This is a genomic window from Tritonibacter aquimaris (assembly GCF_009617595.1).
Classification (GTDB): Bacteria; Pseudomonadota; Alphaproteobacteria; order Rhodobacterales; family Rhodobacteraceae; genus Epibacterium; species Epibacterium aquimaris.
In genome coordinates this window covers 43,035-66,504 of the sequence record NZ_WIXK01000007.1, presented here as the reverse complement: position 1 = coordinate 66,504, position 23,470 = coordinate 43,035, and the positions used below count along the sequence as shown (strand labels likewise).

Below are 23,470 nucleotides of genomic sequence, written 5' to 3'. Positions count from 1 at the left end.
GCCTTCGATGGAAAAGGACAAACCCATGACCGAATTCACCACATACACTGCTGAAACCGCGCCTGAAGGATCCAAAGAGATCCTGAAAGCAGTTGAAGCGGAATATGGTTTTCTTCCCGAGCTGATGAAAGTTCTGGCAGGCTCACCAGAGTTGCTTAGCACATACATTCAGGCGCATACGTCCTTTGTTGCCACCAGCTTTACCGCCGAAGAGAAAACCGTGGTTTGGCAAACCATCAACGTGATGCACGAGTGCACCTATTGTGTGCCTGCACATACTGCGATTGCCAAATCGATGAACGTGGATGATGCAATCACCGATGCGCTGCGCAATGAAACTGCACTTGGCGATGATAAGCTGGAAAGCCTGCGTCGCTTTGTGATGGCAATGGTTGAAAAGCGCGGCAATGTCGCCAAAGAAGACACCGATGCGTTCTATGCGGCAGGCTACAGCGAAAAGCATGCGCTGGAAGTGATCAATGGCCTCGCCCAGAAAGTCATCACCAACTACACAAACCACATCGCCAAGACGACGTCTGATGCGCAGTTTGCCCCATTTGCCTGGAGCCGCGCTGAGAAAGTCGCGGCTGAATAAGACCCGCCTCTTTTGACCAATACCTGACGGGAGCCCGCGACTGGCTCCCGTTTCCTATGTGCAGGCACTGGATTTCCCGCAAAAATACAGGCATGAACCAGCAAGGCAAGCATGAGGTCTAGGCCATGAAACTCTTTGTTGGACTCGGAAACCCCGGTGGGAAATACGCCCGCAACCGCCACAATATCGGCTTTATGGCATTGGACCAGATTGCCAGCGATCACGGGTTCACCCCTTGGAAAGGCAAGTTTCAGGCGGAACTCAGCGAGGGCAATCTTGCGGGCACCAAAGTACTGATGCTGAAACCACAGACGTTCATGAACAACTCTGGGCAATCTGTTGGTGAGGCAATGCGGTTTTACAAACTCACGCCTGCTGATGTGGTGGTACTGCATGATGAGCTTGATCTTGCGCCGGGCAAATGCCGCATGAAACAGGGGGGCGGCCACGCCGGTCACAACGGGTTGCGTTCCATCCATGCACATATCGGCGCGGACTACGCGCGCGTACGTCTGGGCATTGGCCATCCGGGCCATAAAGATGCGGTCTCAGGCTATGTGCTGCGCGATTTCCCCAAAGCAGATGAAGACTGGCTTGATGATCTGATGCGCGGCATCTCAGACGGCGCCGCAGAGCTTGCCAAGGGAGACGGCGGCAAGTTCATGAATGCGGTTGCTTTGCGGGTCGCACCACCGCGCAGCTCAACGGGGACAAATGGCAAAAACGCAGCCAAGGCAAAGCCCGCAGATAAACCAACTGCTGGGGCATCACCCGCTGAAAAACCACAGGAAGACACCCGCTCGCCGATGGATAGGTTGCTCGACAAGTTTCGCTAAACCATAAAGAGTTTTGCCTTTGTGGCATGGCTCGCACTACACTGACCCTATGAAAATAGATCAAAGTCTCAACGTGCTTGGAGGCGCATTGTCTCCATGTTCAATGACACCCGTCACCGGGTTTTTTCGCGATGGCTACTGCAACACCTGTGATACCGACCACGGGAGCCACACTGTCTGTGCTGTAATGACGGAAGAATTCCTCGCCTATTCCAAATACGTAGGCAATGATCTGTCGACACCGCGCCCACAGTACCACTTTGCCGGGCTCAAACCCGGGGACCACTGGTGTCTGTGCGCGGCGCGGTTTTTACAGGCGGCGGATGAAGGCTGCGCACCCAAAGTAGACCTGACAGCCACGCATAAACGCGCGCTCGAGATCGTACCGCTTACGGTCCTTCAGGCCCACGCGGTGACGCAAAGCGACTGAACGGCGGCAAAAACGCCCAGTACCGATCTGAGACTTGACCCGCCTTGCACGGGTGAGAATATACCCCACAACCGCCCGCAGCCTCAGACGAGCAAGCCAGCCACAATTGCAACAGCCATAAAAGTGAGACCCGCCATGAGCTATATCGCAATGAACCGCTTCAAAATCCGCGACGGGCATGAAGAGGCCTTTGAAACCATGTGGAGAGAGCGTGAAAGCCGCCTGTCAGAGCTGCAAGGCTTTCAGGAATTCCGCCTGCTCAAAGGCCCCAAGGGCGAGGGTTTTCAGCTCTATTCGAGCCATGTGATCTGGGACAAAGAGGAAGATTTCAAAGCCTGGACCAAATCGGAGCAATTCCGTGCCGCGCACCGTAACGCAGGCAAGCGCGAAGGTGAAAGCCCGTTTATGGAGCCACCGCAGTTTGAAGGGTTTGAGACCATCCTGTTTGAGAGCCAGTCCTAACAGACGGATACCAAACATATCTGCAGTCCCAAAAACACAGAAAAGCGGCTCAATGAGCCGCTTTTCTTATTGTGCTAACGTAACGCTCACTTATTCGTCGAGGTCGCGGCCCTCGGTGTCAGACATGTCAAAGCCGAGGTGACGCGCCACGGTAAAGATGTCCTTGTCACCGCGACCGCACATATTCATCACAATGATATGCTCTTTGGGCAGGGTCGGTGCCAGTTTCAGCACATGCGCCAGCGCGTGGCTCGGCTCAAGCGCGGGAATGATACCTTCCGCCGCGCAGCAGACCTGGAAAGCCTCAAGCGCTTCTTTGTCGGTGACGGATACATAGTTTGCGCGGCCGGTTTCATGCAGCCAGGCATGCTCTGGGCCGATGCCAGGATAATCCAGACCCGCAGAGATGGAGAAACCCTCCATGATCTGGCCGTCGTCATCTTGCAAAAGATATGTCCGGTTGCCGTGCAACACGCCCGGACGCCCCCCGGTGAGCGACGCGCAATGCTGCATTTTTTCGTCGACGCCTTTGCCGCCAGCTTCAACCCCAATGATATTGACCGAAGGCTCATCCAGGAATGGATAGAACAGGCCCATCGCATTGGAGCCACCACCGATCGCTGCAATCACTGTATCAGGCAGGCGGCCTTCGCCTTCCTGTTCGGGCAGCTGCCAGCGCACTTCTTTGCCGATGATGGCCTGGAAATCACGTACCATCGCAGGATACGGATGCGGGCCTGCAACAGTGCCGATGCAATAGAATGTGTCATGAACGTTGGTGACCCAGTCGCGCAGCGCATCGTTCATCGCATCTTTCAGCGTGCCACGGCCAGAGGTCACCGGAATGACTTCGGCACCCAGCAGACGCATACGGAACACATTCGGTGCCTGACGCTGCACATCGTGCGCGCCCATATAGATCACACATTTCAGACCAAACTTGGCGCAAACCGTGGCTGTAGCAACCCCGTGCTGGCCCGCACCGGTTTCGGCAATAATGCGGGTTTTGCCCATGCGGCGCGCCAGCAGGATCTGGCCCAGCACATTGTTGACCTTATGTGCGCCAGTGTGGTTCAACTCGTCGCGCTTCATATAGACCTTGGCCCCACCAAGGTCTTCGGTCAGACGCTCCGCAAAATAAAGCGGGCTCGGACGGCCAACATAGTGTTTCCACAGATCATCCATCTGCGCCCAAAAGCTGGGATCATCCTTGGCCTTATTATATTCTTCTTCCAAGCTGAGGATCAGCGGCATCAGGGTCTCGCTCACGAAACGCCCGCCAAAGATCCCAAAACGGCCCTTTTCATCGGGCCCGTTCATGAAGCTGTTGACTAGATCGTCGGCCATAGGTCTCTCCATCGTCGTACCTCAGTGGTTCTAGTGTGCATCACCAAAGGGGGAAACCTGTTTTCGCAAATTTTTGTGCTTTGAAGCGCCAGTCAGGACCTTCATTGGGTGCATGATCCGCAAGTTTAAGGCATATGAGCATCAAACCCTGCGCTCAGCAGCACCTCAAACGCGTCTTGCACAGCTTTTGGAACGCAGACCGGGGCTTGATACCCGAGCTTCTCGTACAAATGCATGCGCGCTAGATCTCCAACCATCTCGCTCAGCACTGCTGAGAAATCATGGTGCTCAAGCGGCTGTTCTGACAGTCCAACAAGAGGGGCAGTCACAGCGACCTCAATATCCGGCCATTGCTTTAACACGGTGGCCTGGCACCGCCTTTGGGTTTGTGGCTTGGTAACAAAAACAACCCGTTTTGCGTCTGTGAGCAACTGAGCCGCAAAGCGTATGTTTTCGCCGATATTACGCGCGTCTTCCTCCAATAAAATTGCGGAGGCCGGAACGCCCAATGCCCGCGCACGTTCAGCAAAGGCTTGTGCTTCTGATCCAGGATAAAGCTGATGCGTCCAATTCCCCGCAGCGCCAGTGCATAAAAACTGCGCAGCGACCCCACCTGCAAAAAGCGCTGCACCACGATCAGCGACCCTAAGATCATAAGAGCCCAAGCAGACAATCGCATCCGCAGGCGCGAGATCATCATAAACACAATGAAAATCCCAAAGCTCTCGCGCCGCCTCTCTTAGATCTGGTGATAGATCAGAGATCGCAGTTGGCTGACGTGGCAAACTCATAGCTTTGATTGCTCCACCATGTCATAGGCCCAACAATCGCACGGAATCAGGCGCGTTGTGCAGATCTTATAAATGACGCAATAAGTTCGGGATCTTTCACCCCAGCGGCGCTTTCGACACCTGAGGCCACATCAACCTGACGCGCCCCGGTTCTGCGAATGGCCTCAGCCACGTTTTCAGGGTTGAGACCGCCCGCCAGCATCCAAGGGCACTGCCAATATTTCTTCTGCGCCAGAATGCGCCAATCAAAGGCGATACCGTTTCCGCCCGGCAGCACCGCATCTTTTGGGGCTTTGGCGTCTACTAGGAGCTGGTCCGCAACCTGCTCATAAGCTTCGATACGTGCAATGTCGGCAGGCTCTGAAATCCCAATGACCTTCATCACCGGCAGACCGTGCCGCGCTTTTAGTTCCAAAACACGTTCGGGGCTTTCGCTGCCATGAAGTTGCAGCATATCTAGCGGGACGCCTGCAACAATCGCATCCAGCTCATCGTCCGGCATATCCACCACCAGCGCAACTTTACACAGACCAACCGGTGTATCGCCTGCAAGCTTGGACGCTTCAGCAATCGTCACTGAACGCGGTGATTTGGGAAAGAAGTTAAAGCCAATGTAGGCTGCCCCCGCGTCGGCGCAGGCCGCGATATCCTGCGGCGTTTTCAAGCCGCAGATTTTGGTTCTGATCTCAGTCATGACGTGTCAGTTTCTGGCCTCAGCTAGCGTCTTCCAGCAGGGCAAGCACTTCGTCTTTGCCTTCGTTTTTCTGACGCTTCAGCTTGTTGACCTCACGCGAGAGCTTGCGCACTTCGCGATTTTTCTGACCAACTTCGCGGCGGTGTTTGCCCTCACGCAGGTATTCCGCAAAGAAGCCAACCAGCAAACCAGCACCAACGCCGCCCAGCACCACAACAAACAATGGCAGGGAGATCCCAAGGTTAAAGCCCGCCAGCTCAGCAAAAGCATCCGGCATCAGCTTCAGTTCTACGCTGCTGCGGTTGGCAACGGCGATTGACGCCAGCACAATAGCAAGGCTGGCGAGAACTGCATAACGTATATAGCGCATCTATTCTTTTCCGTTTAAACGATCCCGCAAGAGCTTACCGGTCTTGAAAAAGGGAACGTGTTTTTCTTCCACTTCAACCGTCTCTCCGGTGCGTGGGTTACGTCCTACCCGTGCGTCACGCTTTTTCACCGAAAAAGCGCCAAAGCCGCGCAGTTCAACCCGGTCACCGCGTGCCATAGCCTCGGTAACTTCGTCAAACACCGTATTAACGATCCGCTCTACATCTCGCTGATACAGATGTGGGTTCTCGTCTGCAATCTTCTGGATAAGCTCTGAACGAATCATTGGCGCCCCTGTTCCTCCCAAACCAGTTACTTGGTTCGTTACCTTTTGTTCGACTATAAGAAAAAAACCTTTATCCGGGAATAGTTAGGCTTGGCTCTCGGCAGAAAATCCCTGTGAATATAGCCAAATGCACTATCTGGAGCACTCAATCACCGGTTAGAATCGCCTAAAAATTAGGCACATCGGCAAAATGCGCGTTTTCAGCCGGTTTGATTCGGAAAGGTTAAGACCTTCATTCGCGCTCTAATCGTGCGTTTTTATTGCCCATGCCCCATGGGTTTGCTTGGGAAATCAGGAATTGGCGGGTCGCATCTTCGTACTGGCTCCGTACGCGAGTGGATCAACACGTTTGGGCTCAGAAGAGATTTCCAAACACTTTGGTACAGTCTCCCAGGCGATCATCCACTCTTTGGTGAAATTTGGAGGCGCGAGCTTCATCTTCTATCACGAATGAGAAGAGGCTTGTCTCATTTCATCCACTGGGGATGGTATTGAGCTACTCGAAAAACTCTGCCCCTAAGATAGGGACAACACAAAAAAGCCCCGCAAGTTTGCACTTGCGGGGCTTCTTATTGGTCCAAAGACGGGCTGAACTTAGTCGTTGTTCAGAGCCGCGCCCAGGATGTCGCCGAGCGACGCGCCAGAATCGGAGGAGCCATACTGTTCGACAGCTTCTTTTTCTTCTGCGATTTCGCGTGCTTTGATCGACAGGCCCAGACGACGGGTTTTTGCGTCGATGTTGGTGATGCGTACGTCGACTTTGTCGCCCACGTTGAAACGCTCAGGACGCTGGTCTGCACGGTCACGGGACAGGTCAGAGCGGCGGATGAAGGATTTCATGCCTTCATATTCCACTTCAACACCGCCGTCTTCGATCGCGGTCACTTCAACAGTTACGATAGAGCCGCGCTTCACGCCGCCAACCGCATCTGCGAATTTGTCGCCACCCAGTGCTTTGATCGAGAGCGAGATACGCTCTTTTTCAACGTCCACTTCGGAAACAACGGCCGAAACCATGTCGCCTTTGCGGTAGTTCTGGATCGCGTCTTCGCCACGCTCGTCCCAAGACAGGTCGGAGAGGTGAACCATGCCGTCGATGTCGCCTTCGAGACCGATGAACAGACCGAATTCGGTGATGTTCTTGACTTCGCCTTCGACCGGGGTGCCCTCAGGGTGGGTCTCAGCAAAGACTTCCCATGGGTTGCGCTGGGTCTGCTTGAGGCCCAGGGAAACGCGGCGCTTGGCACCGTCGATTTCCAGAACCATAACGTCGACTTCTTGCGAAGTGGAGACGATTTTGCCCGGGTGTACGTTCTTCTTGGTCCAGGACATCTCGGAGACGTGGACCAGACCTTCAACACCAGCTTCCAGCTCAACAAATGCACCGTAATCGGTGATGTTGGTCACGCGGCCTTTGTGGACCGAGCTCAGCGGGTACTTAACCGCAACAACATCCCACGGATCGTCCTGCAGCTGCTTCATGCCGAGGGAGATACGGTGGGTTTCTTTGTTGATCTTGATCACTTGAACTTTGACGGTTTCGCCGATGTTCAGGATCTCGTTCGGGTGGTTCACACGACGCCATGCCATGTCGGTGACGTGCAGCAGGCCATCAACGCCGCCGAGGTCAACGAATGCACCGTATTCGGTGATGTTTTTAACAACACCTTCAACCGCATCGCCTTCAGCCAGCTTGCCGATAACTTCTGCACGCTGTTCGGCGCGGGACTCTTCGAGGATCGCACGGCGCGATACAACGATATTGCCACGACGACGGTCCATTTTCAGGATCTGGAACGGCTGCTTCAGACCCATCAGCGGGCCAGCGTCACGTACGGGGCGTACGTCAACTTGCGAGCCGGGCAGGAATGCAACTGCGCCGCCGAGGTCGACGGTAAAGCCACCTTTGACGCGGCCAAAGATCGCGCCTTCGACACGTGCGTCGTCTGCGTATGCTTTTTCCAGGCGATCCCATGCTTCTTCGCGGCGCGCCATCTCGCGGGAGATAACTGCTTCGCCACGGGCGTTTTCAGCCGCGCGCAGGTAGACTTCGACCTCATCGCCAACAGCGATTTCAGGTGCTTCGCCAGGATTTGCGAATTCTTTAAGATCGACGCGGCCTTCCATTTTGTAGCCTACATCGATGATGGCTTGGCCGGCCTCGATTGCCAGAACCTTACCTTTGACAACCGAACCCTCGTCCGGTGTGTCCATTTCGAAGCTTTCTTGCAGGAGGGCTTCGAATTCCTCCATGGTTGTATCAGCCATCTGGCGTTGTTTTCCTTTAAAATGTTTTCTGGCCGAGCGGTTGTCTCCGCCGGTCTTGGGGTTGGTCGTTTTCGTTGCAAGGCACCGATTGGCGCAACACAAACATGGCGACGAGCATGCCAAACACACATATGCACAAAGGGCCGGAGGTTGCCCCGACCCTGCTCAAACCAATGTCCATGCGTTTCCCGCATCTTTATAGACAGTGGCGTTATAGGGTTATTCCCCGCTTGGATCAAGTGCTGCTCAGGGTTCTGCGCCGTAAAACGCCTAAGAAAATAAGGGGAAAACGCGGCCATTGACCTCGTTGTGCGTATTTTTCATTGCCCCTCTGGCAACATGCGCCACGCTTGCTCACGGGGCGAGAATCGCTTGTGGATCTTAAGGTCCTGCTCTTTCATTCCCCCGTGCCGATAATTTTGGATAACGAGCTCATGCAGATCCGCGACATTGCTGCTACTGACACACTCTCCCTGCGCCAAATGGTGTTATGGCCAAAGCATCCGATATCTGCGAGCCAGGTGCCCGGCGATGCCGCGGCATTGCATTTTGGCGGTTTCAGATCGGAGCAACTGATCTGTGTTGCCTCGCTGTTTCCCGATGAGGCTGCAATACGGTTGCGCAAATTCGCCACCCACCCGGATCATCAAGGTCAAGGTCTTGGCAGCCAAATGCTGCGCCACCTTCTGGCAGAAGCCAAAGCGCGCAATCACACACGGTTTTGGTGTGACGCCCGCGAGACCGCTTTGCCATTTTATCTGCGTTTTGGTTTCACCAGCGATGGCGCGCGGTTTTTCAAACGCGATGTGGCCTATCTGCGGCTGGAAAAACCGCTCTAGATTTCTTCACCCTTTTTCAGCAGCTCTTCAATCAACTGTTGCTGCAGATTGTTGCTGTCCCCTCCGCCGTATTGCGCACCGCCGCCAGAGTAGAGCGTCCCATAGGTGCGCGCGACGTTGACCACCTGTCCGATTCCCGAAATCAACTGGTCTTTTTCAAGGGGCGAAAGCGGATGAATAAATGCGGCCCACAGGGTGCCATTTGCCACCGCATAGCGCGCATCCAAGGCGCTATCGAAATTTGCCTGCATCATGCGCATCAACTCTTCCGCAGACAGATCCGCCGCCGGACGAATGGGCACCATTGCGCGCATACGATCAGCCGATACATCTGTCACCACAAAAAGCTCAACCTCACCAATCCGCAGACGAAACGCTGGTCCAGAAGGCTGCATCTCAGGATCGAGCGCCGCTAAGATCCGCCCCAGCCGCTCATAGGTCATTGGGGGTTCAGCAATGATCTCAGCGTCTTTTTCAGGTTGAGGTCCCGCATCCTGCGCGTTCACGAACATCGGAAAAAACAGGAGCAATAGGACGCTCATACTTCCGAGCAAGCGGTAAAACGGGACAGGAAGGGCCTTTATCATTGCGCTATCTCCTCTTGAGCCCATTCAGACTAAGAGGCAAAACAAGGTTTGACGATGCACGGATTGGTGAGCGGCTTGAAACAGCGCCGCGCCCTGTTATGACAGGCGGCGCTGCTCAATTGCGGCCAATGCCGCAGCGATTGCCTCTTCGATCCCGAGTTCGCTGGTATCGATCAAAACCGCGTCATCGGCAGGCCTGAGCGGCGCTTCTGCACGGTTCATGTCACGTTCATCACGCGCTTTCACATCCATCAGCACTTCCTCGAGTGATTCAGCGAGCCCTTTCGCCGCCAATTCCTGAAAACGGCGTTTGGCGCGCACTTCGGCGCTTGCTGTGACAAACAGTTTTGCCTCTGCGCGGGGGCAAATCACTGTCCCGATGTCGCGACCATCCAACACCGCACCACCTGCACGACGGGCAAAAGCACGTTGGAAATCAACAAGCGCTGCGCGCACTTCAGCAATAACCGCCACCTTTGATGCGGCCTGCGCCACCTCAGGGCCGCGCAACGCCGGATCTTCCAGCTCCTCGGGCAGCAAGGTTTGCGCGGCTGCAATTGGCTGGTGACCTGCCATCATTTTGGCACCAACGGCACGGTACAACAGCCCTGTATCAAGATGTGCAAAGCCAAAATGCGCTGCCACAGCCCGAGAAATTGTGCCCTTACCAGCCGCTGCTGGTCCATCAATTGCCACGCAGAACACCCTACACCCCTCACGGTTCATGAATTTCTTATGGGCTACAGCCTGATGCAGGAGAAAACAACACAGATGCTGATCTAAGCACAGCACAAAATTAAAGGGCCCACAGGCCCCTCATGTTCGAAATAATAGGGATCAGAGGATTTTACGCGCGACGTCCACGGCGGCGGTAAAGCCCAAGCCCAATCAAAGAGCCAATCAAAAGCCCGCCTGATGCCGGAAGAGGTACAGCTGCAGACGGCACTTCTGTTCCAACAACGGTGGCGAAACCGGGGCCGTTCACATCATCGGTAGAGTCGATGTAAAACCCAAAAACATCGCCTGCGGTCACGGTGAGTGTGAACTCTCCGTTTTGAAATCCTGTACCACTGCCATCAGACAGCTGCGTGTTCGTTGCGCCAACAAAATATCCAAACGGATCAGCCGCCGGGCCGAATCTATCAAAGGTAAAGAACGACCAAGCGATATCAAAACTCTGGTCACTTGCTGCGGTGGCCGTATACGTGGTGCGACCCGCCACGCCATTGGCCACAACACCGTTTGCGCCCAACAAGGTCAGCGCGAATTCAGAGGGCTGATCAACAGCCTGGCTGCCAGATCCATTGCCCCCAGCCGCATCAAAGACAAATGTAGCCGCTGGCGCAGCAGTCGCAGCAGCCATGATCAAAGTTGCTGCCAAAATTGGTTTGATCATTGTTCAACACCTACTAACGCTTGCACGGTCTATTGTGACTTACACTAAGCAACCACACGTTGATGAATCAACGCCTACCTGTCCTACGCTGGAAGAATTAAAATATTAGATCACAAAATACACTCTTTCGGCCTATCAACTCGACAGCTCACAAATGTCCAAAAATCCGCCTCATGCCTGAGCTTAAAATCGAAATCACATTCAAAAATCAAATCTAGGTTGCGCTTGAATAGTAAGTTCAGCCATAATCAACCTAAGTTTTACGCGTATAGAGTTTTTAGTTGCCCAAAAGGTTCACAAACAACCGGTTGCTTGATTTTGCACAAGCTCAAAGCGCGCAAACCGCGTCAGAAGCTGCATTTATGCTGTTGAACACCGAACTGAACGCGCTTGGGGCAAAGGGCGCGGTGTACGGCATTCTTCCAACTCCACCGTGTGATGCAAAGACCGCTCGTGTTTCTGCACAACCAAATGTCAGTGGTGCCCTGACCCAGGCTCATACGTTTTTCAGCTATCCGGAAGAATACGCGCGGGCCTATATGGAAAATGGGCTGATCAAAGATGACCCATTTGCGAGGTTTTGCGCCACCAACGAAAAAGGCCTCATGGCCTGGCATGATCCCCGAGCTGAGCTTTATGCGACACAGGGATCCGTCAATATGCTGACAATGGCGGCCGATTTCGGGTTGGAATATGGTGCTAGCATCCCCCTACGAGACGGCACTGGAATGGCAGCTGGCGGCATTGGGGTGGCGCTGGACGTCAATAGCCAGCGCGATGCAGATGAGCTCTTGAATGCGCATCGGGGCGAAATCGAGCTGTCGGCCATGTTGTTTCATGCCCGTTTTCACGATCAACTGCGCCCGGAAAGTGCTGTTCGTCTCTCTGAGCGTGAACTTGAATGTCTGAAATGGGCAGCAGTTGGTCTGCTGACAAAGGAAATAGCGTTCCGGCTGTCGCTTTCGGAAAAAACTGTTGAGTTTCACCTGCGCAACGCAGCGAACAGACTGAATGCCCGCAACCGTACCCATGCGGTTGCGCGTGCCTTGGTCTATGGGTTCATCACGCTATAGCTGCGCTTCCCCCTAGATCGCACTCTTTTTGCCGCCTGAAACGACACAACCAAAACCGTTTGGCCCACTAGGGTATTCCCTAGCTAACCTCGAAATCTGTCACATGAAATAACAGGACCAGACGGGGCGACCTGTCGTTTTCCACAGTCCTGCACCCACTCTGCGGACTTTATCGCGTGACGGTTTGGTAGTGTGAGTGTTGCCATGCCGTCACGTGTCCCACCTTCAAAAATCGCTGCGCTGTGACAATCCCAGCATAAGGACCACAAAAAAACCGGCGCCAAAAGCACCGGTCTTTAGAGATATTCAGCGGCAATTTTACCAATAGCGGATACGCGTTAGATATTCGCGCGAATAAGCTGCGCACCAAGATCGGCCATCAAACGCTCAAAGATCGGGAAAGATGTGGCAATCGGGCTGCCATCATCGATCGAAACCGGTTTCTGCGCACCCATACCAAGTATCAAGAATGACATGGCAATTCTGTGGTCGAGGAAGCTTTCGCATGTTGCGCCACCTGGCACACCATCGGGGCCCAGACCTTCAACCGACCACCAGTCATCCCCCTCATCGACAGTAATACCATTGGCGCGCAGCCCACGCGCCATTGCATCGATGCGATCACTTTCCTTGACGCGCAGCTCTTTGACGCCTGCCATCATTGTGGTGCCTTTGGCATAAGACGCGACCACAGACAGGATGGGATATTCATCGATCATGGAGGCCGCGCGTTCAGGCGGAACCTCGATCCCCTGCATATTGGGTGAAAACTTCGCCCGCAGATCGGCGACGGGTTCGCCGCCCTCCTCGCGCTCGTTCTCATATGTCAGATCAGCGCCCATGTCGCGCAAAGTGGCAAAGAGGCCCGCGCGTGTTGGGTTCAATCCAATGCCCGGCACAAGCACATCTGAACCGGGTGTTACCAATGCGGCACAAACGGGGAAAGCGGCTGATGATGGGTCACGTGGGACAGCAATTACCTGTGGTTTCAGCTCGGGCTGACCCGTCAGGGTGATCACCCGGCCTTCTTCGGTGTCCTCAACCGTGATCTCGGCGCCAAATCCCGCCAACATACGTTCGCTGTGGTCTCTGGTTGCTTCTTTTTCAATCACAACGGTTTTGCCAGGCACGTTCAAGCCAGCCAGCAACACGGCAGATTTCACCTGCGCCGAGGGCACCGGCACTTCATAGCGCACGGGCACGGGATCCGAAGATCCTTTTAGCGTCATGGGCAAACGGCCACCGCTGCGGCCCAAGGTGGTGGTCCCAAACAAAGCCAAGGGATCGGTAACCCGCGCCATAGGACGTTTGTTGAGCGAGGCATCACCAGTGTAAGTCACTGAGATTGGCTGCGTTGCAGCGGCCCCCATGATCAAACGCACGCCGGTTCCAGAGTTGCCACAATCAATCACCTGATCCGGTTCTGCAAACCCGCCGACGCCAACCCCAACAACAGTCCATTCACCGTTGCCATGATCGGTGACCTCGGCCCCAAAGGCCCGCATAGCCTTGGCAGTATCAAGCACATCTTCGCCTTCAAGCAGGCCGCTGATATGCGTTTCACCAATGGCCATCGCTCCAAGAATAAGAGAGCGGTGGGAGATCGACTTGTCACCCGGCACTTCTGCCACACCGCTAAGCGGGCCCGCACGGCGGGAGGTCATGGGAATGGGCGTACCGTGTCCGGACATTTGGTCTTCCTCGTGATCTTTGCTTGCTTCGCTGTTACCGCATGACAGCGGCCTCGTCTACGCTTTGGCAGCACCGAGGCAGCAGATCATGCGTTCAACATTGGTTGCCGAAACGACCAGATCGTCGCGGCGGCACCCCTGCTCCTTCATAAGGAGCAAATTAGCCCAACCGACGGAATGTCAGATAGTGCGGCGTGCGGCCTTCGCGAAGCGCCTTTTGTTCATACCGGGTGGAGATCCAATCGCTCCAGGGTTTGCGCCAATCCTCAGGCCCTTCGGCCAGCCACTCAAACCCTGCCTGTGGCACTTCTTCCAGGGCTTGGCGCACATAGTCTGGAATATCCGTGGCCACGCGGAAGATCGCGCCGGGTTTCAGCACTTGCGCCAAAGGCTCAAGATGTTCTTGGGTAACAAAACGACGGCGGTGATGGCGCGCTTTGGGCCAGGGATCAGGATAAAGCAGAAAGGCGCGTGAAATCGATTGCGCGGGCAATACATCCATCAAATCGCGCGCATCCCCGGGATGCACTGCCACGTTATCGGTTGCAGCAGATCTGATTTTCCCCAGCAGCATCGCCACGCCATTGATATAGGGCTCTGCGCCGATAATACCGACATCCGGGTTTGAGCGGGCCTGATGAACCATATGTTCACCTCCGCCAAATCCCACTTCCAGCCAGACGTCACGATCACCAAACAGCTGCTGCAGATCCAGAGGTGTGCGGTCCGGGTTCTCTTCCCAGCTCACAGGGCCTGGGCTCAAGCTGGCAAGATCTTCGTCCAGGTAACGTTGCTGCGCCGGTTTAAGCTGTTTGCCCTTGATGCGTCCGTAAAAATTGCGCCACGGCGCACCGCTGGCGTGTTTATCAACAGCATTGGGCTTTTGGTCATCCGTCATCGGGTCGGTATCCATCGTGGCAAAGGCTTAAGATGGACGCCCAATTGCCGCATCTGTGGTCTCGGGTCAAGCACGCGCCGCTCAAACGCATCTGCGGACTTGCAGGTTCAACCTTCATCGGGGTCATATCCAAACCTGCAGGGAAGCCCCTGTTTAGGTGTATCGAGTGCGGTCATTGATCGGTCGTAGTAGACCCAAACCGTCTGCGAATCTGCGCTGTTGAAAGGCTTTCAGCGCCAATTGGGGCCTGTGTAGGGATGCGGCGAAACCCTATGGATCCCGGATGGGACGTCTGCTCGCGCATCCAAGGGCGCAATAACACCAGGAGTTCGCGCATCGCATCAATCAAATCCCCACGCCATCCACCGGGCAAGGCAATCTCCAACAACCGCCGCTGAGAGATGATCATACACGCTAGAACCCGCGGTTCATGGCCATCATCTAGCAAAATATGAACCTCACGCGGCAGCATGATATTGTCGATCTCACACAACAAAGCTTCCAAGAGGTCATTCTGCACTGGCTCAAGCGGCGAGGCCAATTCCTCGATCCGCTGCGCCAACTGGGACGTTTCAGGATTGGCTCCCGTGCCGCACAGTGACTGATCCAGTTTACGCGAAGCCATGCAATGCGTCTCGCAGTTAGAAGCCTCGTCTGACAAAATCGAGCAAGGCCATCGGTGTCGTTTTTAGCCCCAACATGGGACTGCCGCTCATAGCGGCCTCCTTCATAGCAGCCAAAGTTCGTGGCCGCCTGATCAGATGCGTCGCATACTCGGCGTCCTTAACGCAGTGTTCCTGCCGTGCTGTCGGAGACTTCGCTCAAGATACTCGCGCGCGACGAACGCGCGGGACGTTCCGGACGTTCACTGCGCCGCTCGCGCTTTACCCGGCGCGGAACAACCCGTCCTTCCAGCAAGGCATCCGGCTGTGGAGAGGTTTCTTTGCCACGATCACGCGCGGCCTGTCGCGCCAGCTCTGCGGCCTTGCTGGTGCTGCTATCTTTTGCAGCAGTGACCTCATCCCAGCGTACAAGAAGTTCAATAAGGCGCTCCACAAACGCGTCCGCGCCGCTGGCCTCCCACAAATCCATATCATCTCCTGCCGCAAGGGCATTGGACAATGAAATCGGAAACACAGCGCCAAAACTATCGGCCGTTTCACGCACAACCCGTTTCAGAACCCGCGCCTGATCACGGTCGTTTTGCAGCTTATCAAAATGCGTGATCAAAAGAGTTGATGGGCCGGTCAGGCTATCACGGATACTTTCCCAGGCCGCGGCCTCGGACTGACGCCAGGCTTGGGTCGCATGGGTACACCAGATCACCGCATCCACCTGCGGCATCAATGCCCGCCAGACATCAGGTGACATATTTGGATCAGAAATCCCCGGCATATCAATAAGATCGCACAGTTCCAAAGCTTCGGCAGGCAACGTTAAACGGATCAATGCCGTGCGATCCAGGGGAACCGTTTCAATGTTTTGCAATGGAATAAGCGTCTCTTCCCCTTCCATGCCAACAACAGTTGCAGATGCGGGACCATGGCTGATCCAAACAGGTGGCAATCTTGTTGCGGTCACCTTTACAGGCAACGGCTCCGCCCCAACAAGAAGATGCGTCAGCGTGCTTTTGCCTGCGCTGAACTCACCCATCAGGGCGATGCGGGGCTTGCGGCCAGAGATCATGTTCGCAGACATATCTGTTCCTGTTTATTAGCGTGCCGTCATTGCGATCCGGCGCATTTCTGTAGGGTTTCCAACGCAGCGCGGGATGCGGCTTGACGCTCCTGTGTCACCTGATCGGTGAAAGTTGCATGCAAATCGCCCCCGCGTGCATCGGAAATCTCAGCCAGGATATCGCGCTGTTCGTCAAAAAATCCTTGCAGCCGGGAAATAAATTCACTTCGCATTTGAGCGACCTGCACAGATTTCAACTGCTCCATGAAATCTTCGGTTTCTCCGGCGATCAATTTACGGAATCTATCGGCAAAAGAATCATAACCACGGGTACGGCGCCACCAACGGGCCCACCAGCCGTCATTGAAATCCAGCGCGATGGTCTGGCCCAGTGAAACAGGGGGCGCAACATCCGGAACCCGAGGCACTGCAAGCTGAACCCCTTCAACTGCGGCCCCAAACCTGCGATACAAAAGCTCTGCCACGTCGCGAACCGCAGCTTCATATTGTGCCTGTGCCACAGTCTTTGCTTTTGCTGACATGACAGAATGCGCAGAGCGCAGCAGCAGACGCAGCCCTGCGGGATCATATTCCCAAACGGTGTCTTCCCCCCTGCGCTCAAGGTGCTCAACCAAGGCATGCGTTGCCCGATCGATAAACGTTGCATGCGCGCGATCCGCACGTGTTTTGAAAGCCTCCAGCACCTCATCCAAAGCCTGTTCCAGCTGGTGCATGCGGGCAGAGACGAGCTCATCAAAACCTTTTTGCGAGCTGAGCTGATCAGCAGTACCAGTTGCGGCTGGGTCCGAGGCTTGAACACGAATGTTTTGTGCAGCAGCGCGCCCGCTGGCGACGGTCAAACCGGATTGCGCAATACGGGACAGCAGCGGCTTGCCCAGTTTGGTCGCAATACGTTCCCCCAGGGCCGCGTGCAGATCAGGCAAGCCAGAAAGCTGCCACACCATATCCTGTGCAGGCCCTTTTGCCATGTGCTGACGCCCAGATCGCACGCAGGCCTCAGCCCAGTTCAACAGGGACGCAGAGCTCGCAGGTGGCAATCGATCGAGCCGCCCCATCAGCGCAGCGTTTGCCCAAAGCGCACTACCAAAGAGGATTACAGCCTCATCCGGTCCTTGATGGGATGCTAAAGTTTCACGAATAGAGGCTTCGATTTCCGGCACCTGCTCAATCGGATTGGACAATTCATCAATGCGATTGACAAAAATCACCACATCGCGCGCCTCGAGGCTGGAAATCATCCGGATCAAGCCAAGGTCGACCGAATTCAAAGCCTGCCCGGCGGATAAGGTTACCACACAGATTCGGCTGTCGCGCACAGCTTGGATGGTGATTTGTTCCCGCATCATGAAGGTGTCGTTCACCCCCGGCGTATCGCGCAGGCACAACGGGTGCGGGATGATAGCGCTGTTCAGATGTAGATCCGCAGAACGCGTAATATCCGCATAACGACCTGATTTTAGGCCGTCCTCATCCTCAAAATCATCCCCGAGGCAGATGTAGTTCTCGATGAGGTTTTTATCAAAATAGTCATAGTCATGCGCCTGCCCCATCAATTGTTCAAACGCCGCGCCAAGCCGACGACATGAGCGCTCGCGCATCATGTCGATCTGCTGGCGAATTTTCTGCAACTCACTTTCGGCTCCTGCACGCCCCGCCATCTCTCCAATGCGGCCACCTTTGGTCAGCAGGCGGTCCCACTCTGCCTCTGTCATGAATTGGAAACGTGCGCGCGTGCTTTTGGGCATTGCGCTGTCTTGAGGCGACAGATGTAGGGAAGTGACAACCGACGTCCATGGGTTGACGTCGCAGGGCAACATATCCGACCAGCCCGTCATCGCATTCACCAGAGAGGTCTTGCCGGATTTCACCTGCCCCAACACAGTGATTGCCGGTTCAAATTCGTCCAGTTCGCGCTGCAATCGGGTAAGGCTACGAGAGGCACCAGAACCCGCATCCTGCTTAAGCGTCTCCAAAGCCTCGCGCAGGCGCAGACGCTCTGTATTGAGCTGCGACAATTGCGCAAACCCCAGGCTCAGATTGCTGGGTCGGGTTGATGCACGAATGTCCGCAGGTGCTGTTTCCGAGGCCTGTACAGGGGGGGGCGGTGATGATGGCGCCATATGTGTAAGACCATCAGTTTGCTGTGGAGCGTTCATCGGAGAAGTTGCCGTCATGCACAGCCTCCTTGATTTAAGGGAGATGCCTGTGGTGGCTCAGCAAGTTCTTTTTTCAATTGAAGCAAGAGTGTCACCGCATCCACCGCCGCATCTTCATTTTGCTCCAGCTGAAGCAGCATCAGCATTTCCTCTCCCTCCTGGCTGGCCTCCTGCGCCGCCAAGAGTTGGGGATCCTGAACTGGGCTCGCCAATAGCGTTTCCGCAAGGTCACGCACCGCAACCAGACACTGATCCAGCACCGCGGTCGTTTCAGGGGTCTCCCCTGACTGTTCCAGCATTTCTTCGGCTTGTTGCTGAAGCCGCCCAAGCGCTTGCTGCAATACGGGTTGCGCCTGATTTGATCCGTTTTGTGAACGGGTTACCCCACCTTCAACAACTTGCGGTTCAGCATCTTCGCAACGCAGGGGTTTGATCGCCTGTGGCTTTGTATGTGCAGGGGTGTTTGCAAAACCAATCTGCCACAGAAACGCCTCGGCCTGATCCTGCGTGGCCCGGCGGCCTTCGGCGATACGTCGACGCAAGTCTTCGCTAAGACGTTTGCCCCCACTACTGCGCCACAAGGATTGGTTGATCTCTCGATCACGAGCCTGCAATGCCTGTTCAGCAGCCAGCGGATACAAGCCAATGAATTGTTCTGAAACGGTTGGAGCCAAGCGTTTCAGTGTCTGAGGCAAGCTGGCACGCATCACCTGCTGATCCGCTTTGGTCAGCACCAAAAAACTGCTTCCCGATTTTTGCGCCCCATGATTGGCCCAGAGCTGTTCCTCTACTGGATCAAAATCAGCGCTACACCACAAAATCACATCGGCGAACTTCACCGCATGGCGCAATATGGTGCCCTGCTGTTCGACACCGCCCGCCAGGCGCACTTCGGTAAAACTCACTTCGCGCAACAAGGGGTGTGGCAGCTGTTGTCGGCCACATATCGCACCCCGCGGCGGTGGATGATCGGAAATGTGGCCCTGTTTAGCCTTGCCAAGACCGGTTTCTGTTTCAAACGACACCAGAGGATTGGGGCCGTAGACCAATTCCACCATCGGCAAGCCAGAACATCCGCCACCAACCCGCTGGCCAAGCAAGACATCAAGCATTGCCGATTTTCCGCTGTTCTTTGCGCCAAGTACCACCACCTGAATGGGACGCGTTAACCGGGCATGCAGTCGTTTCGCCTTGGCCTTAACTTCCGCGGGAAGCTCTGCTTGTGAAAGTACAGCATAAAGCTGCGCGTCCAACGTGAGCGCATCGGGTTCTGCAAAAACAGGTTGAGAATATGTCACGCTGAACTCTTGGATAAGGATTGAAACACGAGCTGGCCGCTTTGAACATGCGCAGAAGCAACAAGCGCCACTTTGCGCCGCGCCCGTGCGCGCGGCTTGGGCGCAACTTCGACGCCATGATTGGCAGCGGCCGGTGGTATGCGGATGATTGAAAATGACAGGTTATCCTGCTGTGGATCCCCGGCATCCAGAACCGCCTGCAGCAGTTTTTGGCTAAGTCCAGCAGCAGAAGAACCGATATCTTGTCCAATCAGATCCCCAATCTGCTTCGCCTCAAGGGCTTGAATGCCATCGCTTGCAGCCAGCACAATATCACCGGGTAAAAGAGCCACAGGCTTTGCTGGAATATCGACCTGATGGATTTTGCCGCCCGCTAACACGGATGTCACACAAGCACGATCCGGATGACGGCGCGCAGTTTCCGGCAACATGCGCCCACTTCTTACAAGTTGCTCCAAACGCGCAGCCACGGAATGATTTGCGTTCAATCGCTGTAATCGTTTGTTGCGGAAAAGATAAAGCGGAGAGTCACCCACGGACGCCCAATAAAGGCGCTGCCCAAACACAACAGGAGCCAGCAGCGTTGCCCCCATACCCCGCCGCGCCGGATCCTCTTTGGCGCAACGCGCAACTGCGGCATTTGCGGCAACCAACGCGCGTTCAAGGATCTGTGTGATCCGGTTTTCCATACGCTCGATGTCTGAACCAAAACGTTTTAGAGCAGAAAAGACTTCGGTGACCACAACTCGGCTGGCAAGATCGCCACCAGAATGCCCCCCCATTCCATCTGCCAAAACAACAAACCCCATAGGCAGGCCGGTTTGAAAATCAGCCGCAACCGTGTCTTCCTGGCGTTCACGTTTTCCCAAAGCGATTGCAGTCGCGTGATCATACCTCAGTGCCTGCTCTGGGGGAGGCGACAAGGATCGTATTGGCCGTACATTAGACAAAGTCAGTGCACTCCCCGGCCCCGCGCTCCCAGGAAAAATCAGCGCCGCACAATGGCACAAATCGCAGGCTGGTCTCGCCAATGCGGATCAAATCGCCAGAGGTCAGCGGCTCGGTCACCAGTACCGGCCGCCCATTGCGGCGCACCAGATTGGCCTTGCCCCCATGTCCGATAAAAAACTCTTTTTGTTCAGGGTCATATGCAACCGCAGCATGATGACTGCGCGAGATGCTTGTATCCCCAAAATCCAGCCGAATGGTCTGATCTTCGCCGCGCCCGATCAGGCTGACACCGGAGGAAAGCGTAAACCCCGCACCGCGCCCTGGCCCTTCCACCACAACCAGCCAACCCACCGGAAACTGACTCATTCCAGATCCCTGCGGCATTGCTTCTGTGGCAAAAGGATCGTCTTCAAGCTCTTCGGCATCAAAGCCAAGCAAGCGCGTTTTCACCCGGCTCTCTGTGAGTTTCTGATCCGCCAGCATATCGCTGCCAAAATCCATCAAAATATCGTCCTGTTCTGGACTGGCGTTGGCATCAGCTATGGTATTGGGCGCGACCGCTTCCTCGATAGAAGGGTCGGGAAACGCTACACTCAGATCCTGACGCGCAGCTGGTGGTTCAGCATGGCTGCCCCGCCGTGCTTCGGTCGGAACTTGTGCATAATCTTGTGACGGCTCATCGTTCACCAAACGTGTTTTGTTGCGACGCGTAAAAATGCGGTACTGCCGTTCTGAGGTTTCATCCTCAGGAGCACCATCTTCAGCCACAGGCGTCTGAGGCAGTTTCACCTCCGTTACACTTGCTTCTGGTGCAGGTCTTTCGACTTCAGTTCTTTCAACGTTCTGCGAGGCCAGAAACGTGTTCAAAACGTCCGAGGTATCCTGTTGCGCAGGCTCAACGCGATCCGCACCCAAAAGCTGTAGCGGGCCAGATTCTGCATTTTGCGGACTGCTGGGTTCTGCAAATTGTTCACCTGCAGGAGGTGTCTCCTCCGGTGCCAGTTCTGGGCTCAATCGACGCGCCGCGAGGATCGCTGCCAGCATGTCCTGGTCGGTTCGCGCGCCATTTGTTTCCGCAGGCTGTTCTGGTTCATGATCCCAGTGCTCACGCTTTTCACCAATGATGTCTTTGATAAACTTCATGCTGTTTTTCCGTTCTTATGCATACCGCCACGGGCGTGCCCACCATTTTGCTGTTTTGCGCCGTTGCCACCCCAGATCCGTGCAATCCGCTCACCCCAGTTGTCGGTTCTGGTGTCAGCAGTTTCCGCCAGAGACGCTGAGCGCAGATTCTGCGTGGCGGGTGGTGTGATTTGGTCAGAAGGCGCTGCTACGCTGGCTTCGCGACTTTTGCGCGCAGCCCGATCCTGCGCACTGAGCCAGCCGTCGACATCTTCGATAGGCTCACCAAATAGATCTACCATTTGGCGAGGGGGCGATGATTGTACCGGTTCTTCTTTGGCCTGATGCCGTTTGCGCGGCGGTTTTAGATCCTGATTTGTGCGAGCAACCAAATCCGCAAGCGCTTCTTGAATGCTGTCCCATTGCTGTGGGTCTTGTGCAGGCATTGGCTCAGTTGTGCTTTCAGCCTCGCTCGGTTTCAGCTCTTCCGGCAGGCTATCGCGCCATTCTGCTGCATTCTGAAACCGTGCTCCGGGGAGAATAGACATCGCCTTGTCGATTGAGGCCAAAAACCCGCGATCAAACCCATCAGCTGTCTCGCTTAACAATGCACAGGGATCCTGCTCTCCCCCTGTTACAGCTTTGAGCCGCGTGGTGGCCTGCGGCGGTGGAGTACCTGACACCAGGAAGTAAAATGTTGCGCCCAGCGCATATAGATCGCTTGATGCGCGTTGGCGCATATCGGTGTGATACAGCTCATGCGGGGAATACCCATCTTTGACAGACAAGAGCGCCCCAAGGGCAGTGTCATCCTCATTGCTCAGGCTGCAGGCCGCGCCAAAATCAATCAGAGTCAGGTGGCCCTCCTGATCGAGAAGGAAGTTATCCGGCGATACATCGCGGTGCAAAATGCCCTGTTCATGCAGATAGTGAAGACCACGCAGAGCCTGATCCAAAAGCTGCGACAAGGCCAATTGATCAAAACGTTCAGGCTGCCGGGCGCGCAGGTTCACAAGATCTTCGCCCTCGATAAAATCCATCGCGATATAGGCGGTGTTGTTTTCTTTAAACACCTGATGAACGGCGACCACATTCGGGTGCGACGCCTGCGCCAGCCATTGGGCCTCACGTAGGAAATGGCGCAAAACAGTTTTGAAGCATTTGGCCTGATAGGGCTCGGGCGTTGCCACCTTATTGCCTTCACGAAAACCAAACTCAGCTGGAAAACACTCCTTGATCACCACCTGACGGTCCAGACTGTCGCGCGCAAGATAGGTCAGGCCAAACCCACCAGCCAACAATTGCCGCTCGATCTGATACTGCCCCTGCAGCAGCGTGGCACCGCGTGACAAGGCACGCGCATGATCGCTTGCTGAACAGGTCGCCTCAGCGGTTTGGGTGCAGGTCTTGTGTTGCACTGGATGAACCCTTCATAATTTCGACAGCCAAGATCAACGTCGAGTCACGCCAAACTGCGCTTGCCTGGGTTCAGATGCTGGTAAAGACCTGCGGCACAAATGTGGCACAGGTCGGCCAATTGGGGCGCTCTCGCCACATTTGCATCAATGCGTTCGGCAAAAGCGTTATTTTTAAGGCCCTTATGAAGGCTTAATTTTGTCATTCACCTTTTGGTAAAAATTTTGGAAAATCAAATCAGTAACGCGCGCATGGAGATAACAAATC

24 protein-coding genes are annotated in these 23,470 nt (G+C 55.1%); 6 read left to right on the top strand and 18 right to left on the bottom strand.

Annotation, left to right across the window (positions count from 1 at the left end):
• Nucleotides 1–25 precede the first annotated feature (25 nt).
• The 4 genes from GG681_RS13685 to GG681_RS13670 all read left to right on the top strand — a co-directional run bounded on the left by GG681_RS13685 (nt 26) and on the right by GG681_RS13670 (nt 2,323).
• Nucleotides 26–595: a carboxymuconolactone decarboxylase family protein gene (locus GG681_RS13685; protein ID WP_153548587.1), complete on the top strand. Its 570-nt coding sequence runs from the start codon at nt 26–28 to the stop codon at nt 593–595.
• A 125-nt stretch (nt 596–720) separates the two neighbouring features.
• Complete coding sequence (gene pth, locus GG681_RS13680; protein ID WP_153548586.1) at nt 721–1,431, top strand: aminoacyl-tRNA hydrolase; 711 nt, start codon at nt 721–723, stop codon at nt 1,429–1,431.
• Between the two features lie 49 nt (nt 1,432–1,480).
• A complete protein-coding gene (locus GG681_RS13675) occupies nt 1,481–1,861 on the top strand; it encodes a DUF2237 family protein (RefSeq protein ID WP_153548585.1) in 381 nt (126 codons plus the stop codon).
• A 135-nt stretch (nt 1,862–1,996) separates the two neighbouring features.
• Nucleotides 1,997–2,323, top strand: coding sequence for an antibiotic biosynthesis monooxygenase family protein (locus GG681_RS13670; protein WP_153548584.1), 327 nt, complete (start codon nt 1,997–1,999; stop codon nt 2,321–2,323).
• A 90-nt stretch (nt 2,324–2,413) separates the two neighbouring features.
• On the opposite strand, the gene trpB is transcribed toward GG681_RS13670, so the two are convergent.
• From trpB to rpsA, 6 genes are all read right to left on the bottom strand, one after another.
• On the bottom strand, nt 2,414–3,670 hold the full coding sequence (gene trpB, locus GG681_RS13665; protein WP_153548583.1) for a tryptophan synthase subunit beta: 1,257 nt from the start codon (nt 3,668–3,670) through the stop codon (nt 2,414–2,416).
• 125 nt (nt 3,671–3,795) lie between these two features.
• Nucleotides 3,796–4,461 carry a YdcF family protein gene (locus GG681_RS13660; protein ID WP_153548582.1) on the bottom strand — a complete coding sequence of 222 codons (666 nt, stop codon included), beginning with the start codon at nt 4,459–4,461 and terminating at the stop codon, nt 3,796–3,798.
• 46 nt (nt 4,462–4,507) lie between these two features.
• Nucleotides 4,508–5,155: a phosphoribosylanthranilate isomerase gene (locus GG681_RS13655; RefSeq protein ID WP_153548581.1), complete on the bottom strand. Its 648-nt coding sequence runs from the start codon at nt 5,153–5,155 to the stop codon at nt 4,508–4,510.
• A 19-nt stretch (nt 5,156–5,174) separates the two neighbouring features.
• The gene (locus tag GG681_RS13650) at nt 5,175–5,525 is read right to left on the bottom strand and encodes a lipopolysaccharide assembly protein LapA domain-containing protein (protein ID WP_153548580.1); all 351 of its coding nucleotides are present in this window, start codon (nt 5,523–5,525) and stop codon (nt 5,175–5,177) included.
• The gene (gene ihfB / locus GG681_RS13645) at nt 5,526–5,810 is read right to left on the bottom strand and encodes an integration host factor subunit beta (protein ID WP_153548579.1); all 285 of its coding nucleotides are present in this window, start codon (nt 5,808–5,810) and stop codon (nt 5,526–5,528) included. It lies immediately after the preceding gene.
• A 594-nt stretch (nt 5,811–6,404) separates the two neighbouring features.
• Nucleotides 6,405–8,207: a 30S ribosomal protein S1 gene (gene rpsA, locus GG681_RS13640; protein ID WP_328593388.1), complete on the bottom strand. Its 1,803-nt coding sequence runs from the start codon at nt 8,205–8,207 to the stop codon at nt 6,405–6,407.
• 305 nt (nt 8,208–8,512) lie between these two features.
• Between rpsA and GG681_RS13635 the strand changes: the two genes are divergently transcribed.
• Entirely contained in the window at nt 8,513–8,917 is a 405-nt protein-coding gene (locus GG681_RS13635) for a GNAT family N-acetyltransferase (protein ID WP_153548577.1), read from the top strand.
• On the opposite strand, the gene GG681_RS13630 is transcribed toward GG681_RS13635, so the two are convergent.
• The 3 genes from GG681_RS13630 to GG681_RS13620 all read right to left on the bottom strand — a co-directional run bounded on the left by GG681_RS13630 (nt 8,914) and on the right by GG681_RS13620 (nt 10,900).
• On the bottom strand, nt 8,914–9,504 hold the full coding sequence (locus tag GG681_RS13630; protein WP_408057672.1) for a type III secretion system chaperone: 591 nt from the start codon (nt 9,502–9,504) through the stop codon (nt 8,914–8,916). The genes GG681_RS13635 and GG681_RS13630 overlap by 4 nt on opposite strands.
• A gap of 96 nt (nt 9,505–9,600) precedes the next feature.
• A complete protein-coding gene (locus tag GG681_RS13625) occupies nt 9,601–10,230 on the bottom strand; it encodes a (d)CMP kinase (RefSeq protein ID WP_153548576.1) in 630 nt (209 codons plus the stop codon).
• 121 nt (nt 10,231–10,351) lie between these two features.
• Entirely contained in the window at nt 10,352–10,900 is a 549-nt protein-coding gene (locus tag GG681_RS13620) for a VPLPA-CTERM sorting domain-containing protein (protein ID WP_153548575.1), read from the bottom strand.
• A 362-nt stretch (nt 10,901–11,262) separates the two neighbouring features.
• Between GG681_RS13620 and GG681_RS13615 the strand changes: the two genes are divergently transcribed.
• Entirely contained in the window at nt 11,263–11,973 is a 711-nt protein-coding gene (locus tag GG681_RS13615) for a helix-turn-helix transcriptional regulator (protein ID WP_153548574.1), read from the top strand.
• Between the two features lie 338 nt (nt 11,974–12,311).
• On the opposite strand, the gene aroA is transcribed toward GG681_RS13615, so the two are convergent.
• From aroA to GG681_RS13570, 9 genes are all read right to left on the bottom strand, one after another.
• Nucleotides 12,312–13,664, bottom strand: coding sequence for a 3-phosphoshikimate 1-carboxyvinyltransferase (gene aroA / locus GG681_RS13610; RefSeq protein ID WP_153548573.1), 1,353 nt, complete (start codon nt 13,662–13,664; stop codon nt 12,312–12,314).
• Between the two features lie 160 nt (nt 13,665–13,824).
• On the bottom strand, nt 13,825–14,562 hold the full coding sequence (trmB, locus tag GG681_RS13605; RefSeq protein ID WP_194287183.1) for a tRNA (guanine(46)-N(7))-methyltransferase TrmB: 738 nt from the start codon (nt 14,560–14,562) through the stop codon (nt 13,825–13,827).
• Between the two features lie 172 nt (nt 14,563–14,734).
• Nucleotides 14,735–15,187, bottom strand: coding sequence for a hypothetical protein (locus tag GG681_RS13600; RefSeq protein ID WP_153548571.1), 453 nt, complete (start codon nt 15,185–15,187; stop codon nt 14,735–14,737).
• 158 nt (nt 15,188–15,345) lie between these two features.
• Complete coding sequence (locus GG681_RS13595; RefSeq protein ID WP_153548570.1) at nt 15,346–16,260, bottom strand: dynamin family protein; 915 nt, start codon at nt 16,258–16,260, stop codon at nt 15,346–15,348.
• A 26-nt stretch (nt 16,261–16,286) separates the two neighbouring features.
• Nucleotides 16,287–18,434, bottom strand: coding sequence for a dynamin family protein (locus tag GG681_RS13590; protein ID WP_235899964.1), 2,148 nt, complete (start codon nt 18,432–18,434; stop codon nt 16,287–16,289).
• Entirely contained in the window at nt 18,431–19,714 is a 1,284-nt protein-coding gene (locus tag GG681_RS13585) for a hypothetical protein (protein ID WP_153548569.1), read from the bottom strand. The genes GG681_RS13590 and GG681_RS13585 overlap by 4 nt, the downstream gene beginning before the upstream one ends.
• On the bottom strand, nt 19,711–20,583 hold the full coding sequence (locus GG681_RS13580; RefSeq protein WP_235899963.1) for a PP2C family protein-serine/threonine phosphatase: 873 nt from the start codon (nt 20,581–20,583) through the stop codon (nt 19,711–19,713). Before GG681_RS13580 ends, GG681_RS13585 begins: the two co-directional genes overlap by 4 nt.
• Before the next feature lie 73 nt (nt 20,584–20,656).
• Nucleotides 20,657–21,808 carry an FHA domain-containing protein gene (locus GG681_RS17925; RefSeq protein WP_235899961.1) on the bottom strand — a complete coding sequence of 384 codons (1,152 nt, stop codon included), beginning with the start codon at nt 21,806–21,808 and terminating at the stop codon, nt 20,657–20,659.
• Nucleotides 21,805–23,205 (bottom strand): serine/threonine protein kinase, encoded by a 1,401-nt coding sequence (locus GG681_RS13570; RefSeq protein WP_153548568.1) that lies wholly within the window; start codon nt 23,203–23,205, stop codon nt 21,805–21,807. The genes GG681_RS17925 and GG681_RS13570 overlap by 4 nt, the downstream gene beginning before the upstream one ends.
• Between the last annotated feature and the right edge of the window lie 265 nt (nt 23,206–23,470).